This window comes from Loigolactobacillus zhaoyuanensis, from assembly GCF_003946385.1.
Taxonomy (GTDB): domain Bacteria; phylum Bacillota; class Bacilli; order Lactobacillales; family Lactobacillaceae; genus Loigolactobacillus; species Loigolactobacillus zhaoyuanensis.
On the sequence record NZ_RHOE01000072.1, the window covers coordinates 1 to 10,551 of the forward strand.

Below are 10,551 nucleotides of genomic sequence, written 5' to 3' on the forward strand. Positions count from 1 at the left end.
TTTTGACGCGATCAAGTATGAAAACTAATCAAACTAACTAAATTAAGTCAAACTTGGCTAGTCATGACTAGCCCAAGTCGTGAATATAGAGAAATTACGTAAAACTGATAATTTGGCCAATCAATTTGATGCATATGCATAATTCAGGAGAAACTGTTTTGCCGGTGTTTTACGTTCTAACTGCCTAACTTTTGCCACTTAAACAATCAATAGTTGAATGTTCAGTTATTGCCTGCCGGAATGGAACCAAACTAATCTGCCCACGAGTTAATAGGATAACAAAACTTTAGAAAGAACTTGTTAGCTTACTGGTTGCGTTTGTTTATTTGAGTAAATATTTAGCGTCATATTCAGGATCTTGTGAGGTCAAAATTTTGGGACCGTCATCAGTGACGACTAAGGTGTGCTCGTACTGGCAGCTCAATGAACCGTCGACGGTGGTTACCGTCCAACCATCGGGCGCTGAGCTATCACAACGCCAGTCACCCGCGTTGACCATTGGTTCGATGGTGATCGTCATGCCCGCTCGCAAGCGCAGACCTTTGCCAGCCTTACCATAGCCGGGAACATCCGGTGATTCGTGCATGGTCGGCTGAATGCCATGACCAATATAATCGCGCACATCGCCATAACCGTGCTCGTCTTCAACATAGGTTTGAATTGCATTACCGATATCGCCAATACGGTTACCAACAATGGCTTGATCAATACCTAAGTAGAGCGCCTTTTTAGTGACTGCCATTAAGTCTTTGACCTCGTCACTGACCTCACCAACCGCATAAGCCCAGCAAGAATCTGACATGTAGCCATCTACAGAAACCACGGTATCGACCTTCACTAGATCGCCATTTTTCAGTAAAACATCCTTGCGCGGAAAACCATGGCAGATTTCATTATTGATACTGACACAAGTCGCGTATTCATAGCCTTCAAAGCCCTTTTCTTCTGGCTTAGCGTTATTTTCAGCCAAATAGCGCAGCGCAAATTTTTCAATATCCCAGCTAGAAATTCCTGGTTTAATAATTTTGCGCAAACCTAAGTGCATGCCGGCTAAGACCGCACCTGATTTTTGCATCCCGCGAATTTCACGGTCTGATTTTAATGTAATGAGTGACATTAGTTGAATCCTCCTATGGTCCAAAATCATTTATTTTATTAGCGCTACAAAAAAATAGATACTGTTCACAACAATTCCAGCATTCTTCCATTATATACGTTATTGGTGTTTTTAAAAGCTTGGTAAAATGGCTTTAAGCGTAGATATTAGCAAAATTATGCTGCTAACGAATTTGATAGAATAGTCTACCTCATCTATCGCGTGTCTTGAATAGCGCATATGCAGCTAATAAAACAACCAGAACCGCGCCACTAATATCGATTACGCCAATTATATTCTGACTAATACCAACTAATTGATCAGCCACAATAATCACAAAAAATACTGATAGACAGTAACCGCTAGCCCCATTATTAATGCCTTACTCAATTTATTCATTTACCCTACCTCAAATTCATCGTTGATAAAAACGCTGATTATTCGTCATCATCACAATGGAAAGTTAAAGTTTAACAGAATATTCTGTGCGACTTGGTAAAAGGTTTCTTCGTCCAAGGCACCCAATACTTCCGGACCACGCCCAGCTTGCTCGGTGTAGTCCAAAGAAAATAGCTGATTTGTATTAACCACACTTTCCTTAGCAAGTAATTCGGTTGTGATCGGCACTAAAAATGGCCGCCGTTTTGTGGTTGAAGTGATTGGACAAACAATAACCAGGTGCGTCGCTCGATTATAATTATCCTGACTCATTACTAGCACTGGCCGCCGCTTTTTAATTTGTATTATTCGCCAACCTCACTGCCATATGGCGTATAACCCACGTTGAGCTCCGGTGTATAAAACTCATCCGGTTCAGCATTAGCAAAATAATCAGCGACCTTAGGAATCAATGTGATCGCACCGCTTTGTTTTTTTATGATGCTATATTCTTGACCAACAGCAACATTTAGGCGTTTAGGTAATGTGATTGCAACTGAGTTACCTAATTTACGAGTTATAGACGTCGTATTATCTGACATTATGATCACCCCTTCGCTTTTATATAACTTAACTATATTAGTTTTACTAGTAATACTTAATTAAACTACCCCTTGAAAAGTATTATCGGCGTGCAGTAGCTACATCCGGGGATTTGTTTTTCTCGGCAGAGTTTTCTACAATAGATACAAAAAGGAAGTGATCACCGTGCGTCGGGTACCGATTATTTTAACGCTATTGATCACCACTTGTTTGTTGGCGCTAGGTTTGACCACAACTAACGCCGCTGATCACTATTTAACTAAAAGCTCCCAGCCAAGTTTTTGGGTGCTATCAGATCCCCATTTTATCGCGCCTAGTCTGCATGACAATCGATCTGCTTTTAAACAGATCATTAAAACGGCGGCCGGTAAGGATCTAACTGATCAGCCAGTTGCACTACACGCTTTAGTGCAAACTGCTTTGAAAAAACGGCCGACTGCAATCATCATCACTGGTGATATTACGTTTAATGGCGAATTAGCCAGCGCCAAAAGTTTAACTCAGCGGCTGCAGCCACTGCGCCAAGCGGGGATTGCCGTGCTGATCATTCCTGGTAATCACGATATTGACGATGGCTGGGCGCGTCAGTTTTCCGGTAAGCAACAAAAAGCGACGACACAGATCAGTCCCAGCGCGTGGCGGCAAATTTTTGCTGATGATTATCAAGCTGCTTGTGCCGTCGATAATGATTCGTTGAGCTACGCAGTAAATTTAAACAAGCGGTATCGGCTCTTAATGCTGGACGACAATACATATTCGACACAGCCTGCCACCGATGCACCGAATACTGGCGGTAAACTCAAGCAAAGCACGCTACTTTGGATCGGGGAACAGTTACATGACGCCAAGGCAGCCGGACAGCAAACGCTGGTTTTCACGCATCACAATTTGTACGCCCATTCGCAGATGAAAAAAGGCTGGGTGCTGGATAATGCGGCTACTTTGCGCCGGCTGCTTAATCGCTACCACGTACCCGTATTGTTTTCCGGTCACATCCACGCCCAAGATATTTCCGCTGATCCAGCTAAAAAATGCACCACCACTGAAATCGTCAGCGGTAGTTTCTCGATGACGCCAGCCAGTTACGGCGTTGTCACCTTAACGCCGCATAAATTTCACTACCAAACGCACCAACTTAATTTAACGCCTTACCTAACCGCTAAGCAGCGGCAACAACCAAATTTAGTTCACTACCAGCAACATTTGAAACAGCTATTTCAGCAGATGAACCGCAATATGGTCGCACGACTGGGCACAACTGACAGTGGCTTAACTAGGCAACAGACTAGCGCTGAAATCAACTGTTTGATTGACCTGAATTGGCGCTTCGAAACGGGTAATGATTTCGCTAAGTCAGCCGCATTTGCTAAGTTAAAACGCACCACTGGTTATAAATTAGCAGCGCAAAATCCGCAATTAACGCAGCCATTCAATACCTTAAACGGCGATCATAACTTACCCGATCATCAGCTGACGTTACATTTTTAATCTAAAAATAGCGTTATAACGAGTTTTCGTTATAACGCTATTTTGTACGCTAAATTTGTGGTCGGCGACGATAAACGATGAAACGCCGGTAAACGTACTGCCATGGTAACGCCAAAGCGTGCACCAGACGCGTATACGGGAAAGCACCGAAAATCATGAAACCGAAAATCACGTGGAACTTAAACATTAACGGAACTTGAAGCATCAAGCGGAAATCTGGGTGGAACATGAAAATTTGGCGTACCCAGATCGCCAATGACGTCCGATAATTAAAGTCAGGATTGATTGGCCCAGCAACAAAGGAGGACAACATCCCTAAAGTAATTTCGGCAGTCAACGCCACGATCACGACTAAATCACCAGTCGAGCTGGCATGGAACACACGATGATCATGGAAACGGCGGAAGCATAAGATGTAGACCCCGACGGTTGCCAAGATACCGAAGAATGCGCCAGCTGGCATCGCGATGATATGATGGTAAAACTCATCGCTGATTCCTAGCGCGTCAGTCCATGCTTTCGGGATCAACACCCCGATAATATGGCCAAAGAACACCCCGATAATGCCGACATGGAACATAATGCTCCCAACCATCAACGTCTTTTTCTCCAACAATTCGCTGGATTTAGCGGTAACCGTTGGGTGGAAAAAGGCAAAGCGGATGATCGTGCCGAAGACAAATGACCCCAGCATTAAATATGGATAAATAGCCCACAAGAAAAATTGAAACGGATGGCTCGCAATCATCTATGACACCTCCTGTTGTGCGATGATGCAGGATTTGAATTCTTGCCGTAGTAAGCGAATCAATTCAAGATACGCTTCGCCGGCATATTCAGCTTCATTTTTCAATAGATTGAAAGTACCGTCTTCAATGACTTGGAACACAAGGCCAATGTCCTGTTGCCGCTCATCCTGATCCCAGTTACCATAGGTCAAAAATTCCAGCATTAACGGCATATAATCAGCCAGTTCGTCACTATCAACAGAGACGCCAAACATTTCGTACAACATCTTTAATTTAGCCAGCAGTTGCCCACGTTCCCGTGAGTCCTGATAGCGATAGTAACTTAAATATAGCGTAAAACGCTTGTTCAAGTCAAAAAGATTTGAATATTCTTGCTGCAGGTCAAATAACGACTTCTGCTGCATTTTTTCGATCCAGGCAACTAACGCGGCCTTGTTCGGCGTTTCCGGATAATCACGGGCAAAATCAGCGGCCAACGTTGGCTGCAATAATTCATCATCGGGATAATCGAGCCAGTGTGCAAAATAGACGAAGCCCGGCCGCAATTGATCCACGCGTTCAATATTAATCACGCCAGATCCCCCCATAGAATGTTTCAGCATAGATCTCTGCCGTCGACTTGCCGGCTTCAGCTTTGCGGAACATGCTGCTATGTTGTGGTGCTAAGGTACAGCCTTGGCATTCGTCGTAGCCTAAGCTGCCTTGTTCAGCGTAGCCATCTTCAACTTGTTCTTTGTGGTTAGTTGGGATAACAAAGCGATCTTCATATTTAGCAATTGCTAATAAGCGATACAAGGAAGTCGCGCTGCGCTCATTTAAATCAACGCGGCCTAATTTTTCAACATCGAAGTCCTTGCCACTGGTGCGGGCACGCATATACAAGCGCATCATAGCCAGTTTGTACAAGGCAGCCTTGATAGCTTCAGTGTTACCGCCGGTCAGAAGACTAGCCAAATAATCAACTGGAATCCGCATTTCATCGATACCAGGGAAAATCATTTCTGGATTGTTGATCGAATCGCGGCCTTCAAAATAGTTCATAATTGGTGATAAAGGCGGTACGTACCAAACCATTGGCATTGTCCGGTATTCGGGATGCAATGGGAAGGCAATTTTTTCAGTAACAGCCATCCGGTAAATTGGTGAATTTTGGGCAGCAGTGAGCATTTCATCACTGATACCATCAGCACGCGCTTGTTCGATTATTTCAGGATCGTTAGGATCTAAGAATAAGCTTAATTGGCTTTCGTACAACTTCGTATCATCAGGTTCTTCAGCTGCTTCAGCCACCCGATCAGCGTCATATAACATGGCGCCGATATAACGGATCCGGCCGACACAAGTTTCGGCACAAACGGTTGGCATACCTTCTTCGATCCGTGGATAACAGAAAGTACATTTTTCAGCTTTATTCGTCCGCCAGTTGAAGTAAACCTTTTTATAAGGACAACCAGTCATACAGAAACGCCAGCCACGGCAGCGTTCTTGATCGACCAACACGATACCGTCTTCGTCACGCTTGTACATGGCGCCAGATGGGCATGAAGCGACACAAGGTGCGTTTAAACAATGCTCACATAAGCGTGGCAAGTACATCATAAAGGCTTGCTCGAAGTTAGCTTTAATATCAGTTTCGATATTTTTCATGTTAGGATCTTGGTCAAACGTATTAGGTGAGCCTGCTAAATCATCATCCCAGTTGGGACCGTTTTTTAAATCCATAAATTCGCCGGTGATCTGCGATTTAGCACGCGCTACTGGCTGATGCTTCTTTTCTGGGCCAAATAGCGTTTGGTAATCATAGGTCCATGGTTCGTAGTAATCATCTAGTTCTGGCATGTCGGGATTGTAAAAAATCTTACCTAAAGCAATTTTATTCAGCTTGTTACCGGCTTTTAGTTGTAGCTTGCCTTTGTTGTTAAGCTCCCAGCCGCCATGATAGTGACTTTCGTCTTCCCAACGTTTGGGATAGCCGACACCGGGTTTGGTTTCAACGTTGTTAAACCACATATATTCGGCACCCGGACGGTTAGTCCAAGTATTTTTACATGTCACTGAACAGGTATGACAACCGATACATTTGTCTAAATTTAAGACCATGCCGATCTGCGCTTTAATCCTCATTCCAGTTCACCTTCTTTAATTTTCTGACTTTAACGTACAAATCACGTTGGTTCCCAATTGGGCCATAATAGTTGAAGCCATAACTCAATTGTGCGTAGCCACCGACCATTTGCGTTGGCTTGATGTGAATCTGCGTAGGTGCATTATGGCTACCACCACGATTACCGGTGATCGTCGATAATGGTTCCTGAATTTCCATATCTTGGGCATGGTACATGTACATCGAGCCTTCAGGCATCCGATGACTGACGACTGCCCGCGCTGTGACAACACCATTCCGGTTATAAAGTTCTAACCAATCGTTATCTTTGATGCCAATTTTGTCAGCGTCTAGTGGGCTGAGCCAAACGTTCGGGCCGCCACGGAATAACGTCAGCATTTCTAAATTATCGTAATACATGGTATGAATATTCCACTTACCATGCGGTGTCATGTAACGCAAGGTCAATTCGTTGGCTTCCGGCGTGATCTTAGTATCTTTTGGCCCCATTACCGTTGGTGGCAAAGTCGGCTTGTAAGTGGCTAATTCTTCACCGTATTCCTGGAATGTTTCGTGATCGAGATAGAACTGTTGCCGCCCAGTTAACGTCCGGAATGGCACTAAGCGTTCGATGTTCAACGTAAATGGTGAATAACGATCGCCATTATGCTTAGAGCTACTAAAGACTGGCGTTGGAATAGCTTCCCGTGGCTCAGTTGTGATCGCCTTAAAGGTAATCTTTTCTTCAGCCCGACCAGCACTAATGTCGCGTAATTCACGGCCAGTTTTGGCTTCAGCATCCGCCCATGCCCGTTGTGCAACATGACCATTAGTGGCACTGGAAAGTAGCAAGACTGCTTCAGCGACTTTCTTATCCTGATCAAGTTTTGGACAATCAACGTTGATGCCATCATCCCAAACCGAATTACGATCACGCAGTTCAGCGTATTCTGGCTTAACACTGTAAGAATAGCCGGTAGCGCCAGTATTGCCGTCAGCGTGTGGGCCTAAGGCGACATACTTGTCGTAGACCTGGCTGTAATCACGCTTAATTAAGGACAAACTTGGCATGGTCTTACCAGGAATTGGTTCGATTTCGCCATACTTCCAGTCCTTGATTTCACCTAATGGTTGCGAGATCTCTTGCTTGGTATCGTGGGCCAAAGGTTGCGTCTTCAAGTCATAAACTGGATCTGGCATGTATTTAGCTGCCATTTTGGAGAATGTCTTAGCCAATTCCGCAAAGGTCTGCCAGTCACTCTTTGATTCCCACAATGGACTAACCGCCGCATTAAATGGGTGGATAAATGGATGCATATCGGTGGAAGATAGATCTTCTTTTTCATACCAAGTCGCCGCTGGCAAAACAACGTCAGCGTACAACGGTGTCGTTACCATCCGGAAATCTAGCGAAACTAATAAGTCCAGCTTACCTTCGATGGTCTCATCGTTCCACTTCATTTCAGTTGGTTTGAAGTTGTCGTTACTCTTAGCTAACAAGCCATTTTCAGCACCGAGCAAATGCTTCATAAAGTATTCTTGCCCTTTGCCTGAAGAAGCAAATAAGTTTGAACGCCAAACAAACATTGCCTTAGGCTGATTTTGTGGTGCATCAGGATCTTCAGCGGCAAAGCTTAAATCGCCAGACTTCAAATCGGCAACAACTTTTTTACTGATTTCACCAATATCAGTGGTCTTGTATTGTTCAGTGAAGCTAAGTGAGTTGCGATCAAATTGCGGATAACCGGGTAACCAGCCTAAGCGGATCGCCATTTGGTTATAGTCAGCTGGATGATCGTAGCTATGTTTCACCTTTTTAACCGGTGACTTCAGTGCGCGATTATCGAGTTCATCGTATTTCCACTGATCGCTGGCAAAATAGAAGAACGAGGTCCCATTTTGCTGGCGCGCGCCACCAGGTTGCCAGTCGTTGGCAAAGGCAATCGTTGCCCAACCTTCTGCTGGTCGTAACTTTTCTTGGCCAACATAATGGGCCCAGCCACCACCAGAAACGCCTTCACAACCGCACAGTAGCAACATATTAATGATTGTCCGATAATTCATATCACTATTGAACCAGTGATTGATCCCGGCGCCCATGATCACCATTGACTTGCCGCCAGTATCCAGCGCATTTTGGGCAAATTCCCGAGCGATCTGGATCACTAGACTTTGCTTAACGCCAGTGACTTGTTCTTGCCAAGCCGGCGTATAGATACTATCTACATCGTCATAGCTCTTTGCTGCTAACTCGTCTTCAGCATTACGCTTGATCCCGTATTGGCTCATCATCAAGTCATAAACGGTGGTCACTAATTTTTGTTGACCATTAGCCAAAGTAATTGAACGGACTGGTAAATGACGTGGTAAAACAGCGTTACCTTGACTATCGAACACAGGAAAATCAACAACAACATTTTCGCTATCAGCACCGACACTTAATTCGGGATTGATTGGATTACCATCATCATCTTTAAGCGTTAGGTTCCACTTGCGATTATCTTCCCAACGTTGGCCGACAGTACCGTTTGGCACAACAATTTTTTGCGTATTTTCATCCCAAACAACTGGCTTCCATTCAGCGTTAGCTACTGATTCATCCGTTAAATCACTGATCCGTACGAAACGACCAGAAGTAAAGTGGCTATCATTAGCTTGACTTGGATCCAAGAAAACTAAGAATGGGAGATCAGTAAACTGTTTTGCATAATTAATAAACTGTGGTTCTTGCCGCTTTTGATAGTATTCATTTAAAATGACATGGGTCATGCCCTGTGCCAACGCCGCGTCAGTCCCGGGATGTGGTGCTAGCCAGTTATCAGCAAATTTAACGTTTTCCGCATAATCTGGGCTGACGGCGACGATTTTAGTCCCATGGTAACGCGCTTCAGTCATGAAATGGGCATCCGGCGTCCGCGTTAACGGTACGTTAGAGCCCCACATCATAATGTATTGGCTGTTATACCAGTCACTAGATTCAGGCACGTCGGTTTGCTCGCCCCAAACTTGTGGTGACGCCGGTGGTAGATCGGCATACCAATCATAGAAGCTCAACATTTCTGAGCCTAACAATGAAAGGAAGCGCGCACCTGAAGCATAACTGATCATCGACATTGCTGGAATCGGTGAGAAACCAGCGATGCGGTCAGGACCATATTTTTTCAGTGTATAAATTAACATGGTTGAAATTAATTCCAGCGCTTCATCCCAATGGACACGGACTAAGCCACCATGACCGCGGGCGCTTTTGTAGTAATGCGTTTTTTCTTTATCTTCAACAATACTGGCCCAAGCCGTGATTGGATCGCCGGTTTGTTCCTTAGCTTCTGTCCACAATTGCCATAGCTTGCCGCGAATATAAGGATACTTGATCCGCACGGGGCTGTACTCATACCAAGAGAAACTAGCGCCACGTGGACAGCCACGAGGTTCAAATTCAGGCATGTTCGGCCCACACGATGGATAATCAGTCGCCTGATGCTCCCAAGTAATGATGCCTTGCTTGACGTAAACATTCCAACTACACGAGCCGGTACAATTGACGCCATGCGTTGTGCGAACTACTTTGTCGTGCGCCCAACGCTGCTTGTACAATTTTTCCCAGCGGCGATTATTTTCTTCCAGCTGAGTGAAACTGCCGTTAAATTTCTCGACTTGCTTAAAAAAGCGAGACTTCACGATCCCTCACGTCCCTTCCAGAACTTGATTCTAATTTATTGAACGTTACCTTAACCAGAGTGTCTAAAATGCATTCAGATCCTGAGTATCGATCTAGATCATTGAATGATCCATTAGCAGATCGTTCAATAATTGACTCAACAGAATTATTTTTAAGACACCATTTGCTGGTGAAAAGTCACGTATAAAAGTAAGACTTTTCCCTAATATTCACAATATCATGTACAATGCTATACTGCGATTAGGGAATTGCCCGAATTTTGCGAAAAACATAGAATTTTTTGATAAAAATGAGTTATTTTTAGAATCGCGCGTTTTATAATCAAGTTAGCCAAATACTTTTAGCTAATTGATAAAATAAAAAACACCAAGACAAATCTCTGTTATCATTGATGTTCCTACACAAACAATGAAAGAGGTTATTGTCTTGATGCAAGAACAGAATACCACAGTCA

General features: G+C 44.2%; 8 protein-coding genes. 1 reads left to right on the top strand and 7 read right to left on the bottom strand.

What is annotated here, in order from left to right:
• Positions 1-322 precede the first annotated feature (322 nt).
• The 3 genes from map to mazE all read right to left on the bottom strand — a co-directional run bounded on the left by map (position 323) and on the right by mazE (position 2,076).
• Entirely contained in the window at positions 323-1,117 is a 795-nt protein-coding gene (gene map, locus EKM76_RS11290) for a type I methionyl aminopeptidase (protein WP_125550739.1), read from the bottom strand.
• 429 nt (positions 1,118-1,546) lie between these two features.
• A complete protein-coding gene (locus EKM76_RS11295) occupies positions 1,547-1,843 on the bottom strand; it encodes a type II toxin-antitoxin system PemK/MazF family toxin (protein WP_318531408.1) in 297 nt (98 codons plus the stop codon).
• A complete protein-coding gene (mazE, locus tag EKM76_RS11300) occupies positions 1,840-2,076 on the bottom strand; it encodes a type II toxin-antitoxin system PemI/MazE family antitoxin (protein WP_125550741.1) in 237 nt (78 codons plus the stop codon). The genes EKM76_RS11295 and mazE overlap by 4 nt, the downstream gene beginning before the upstream one ends.
• A 166-nt stretch (positions 2,077-2,242) precedes the next feature.
• On the opposite strand from mazE, the gene EKM76_RS11305 reads away from it, so the two are divergent.
• Positions 2,243-3,565 (top strand): metallophosphoesterase, encoded by a 1,323-nt coding sequence (locus tag EKM76_RS11305; RefSeq protein WP_125550742.1) that lies wholly within the window; start codon positions 2,243-2,245, stop codon positions 3,563-3,565.
• Between the two features lie 49 nt (positions 3,566-3,614).
• On the opposite strand, the gene narI is transcribed toward EKM76_RS11305, so the two are convergent.
• Genes narI through EKM76_RS11325 form a run of 4 tightly spaced genes read right to left on the bottom strand, consistent with a single transcriptional unit; the run spans position 3,615 to position 10,096 of the window.
• The gene (gene narI, locus EKM76_RS11310) at positions 3,615-4,313 is read right to left on the bottom strand and encodes a respiratory nitrate reductase subunit gamma (RefSeq protein ID WP_125550743.1); all 699 of its coding nucleotides are present in this window, start codon (positions 4,311-4,313) and stop codon (positions 3,615-3,617) included.
• Complete coding sequence (narJ, locus tag EKM76_RS11315) at positions 4,314-4,886, bottom strand: nitrate reductase molybdenum cofactor assembly chaperone (RefSeq protein ID WP_125550744.1); 573 nt, start codon at positions 4,884-4,886, stop codon at positions 4,314-4,316.
• On the bottom strand, positions 4,879-6,438 hold the full coding sequence (gene narH / locus EKM76_RS11320) for a nitrate reductase subunit beta (protein WP_125550745.1): 1,560 nt from the start codon (positions 6,436-6,438) through the stop codon (positions 4,879-4,881). The genes narJ and narH overlap by 8 nt, the downstream gene beginning before the upstream one ends.
• Complete coding sequence (locus EKM76_RS11325; RefSeq protein ID WP_164507644.1) at positions 6,428-10,096, bottom strand: nitrate reductase subunit alpha; 3,669 nt, start codon at positions 10,094-10,096, stop codon at positions 6,428-6,430. The genes narH and EKM76_RS11325 overlap by 11 nt, the downstream gene beginning before the upstream one ends.
• Positions 10,097-10,551 lie beyond the last annotated feature (455 nt).

Bases quoted from the DNA above. Each gene is read 5' to 3' on its own strand.
- map (WP_125550739.1), bottom strand. From the start codon at position 1,117: ATGTCACTCATTACATTAAAATCAGACCGTGAAATTCGCGGGATGCAA.
- mazE (WP_125550741.1), bottom strand. From the start codon at position 2,076: ATGTCAGATAATACGACGTCTATAACTCGTAAATTAGGTAACTCAGTT.
- narI (WP_125550743.1), bottom strand. From the start codon at position 4,313: ATGATTGCGAGCCATCCGTTTCAATTTTTCTTGTGGGCTATTTATCCA.
- narH (WP_125550745.1), bottom strand. From the start codon at position 6,438: ATGAGGATTAAAGCGCAGATCGGCATGGTCTTAAATTTAGACAAATGT.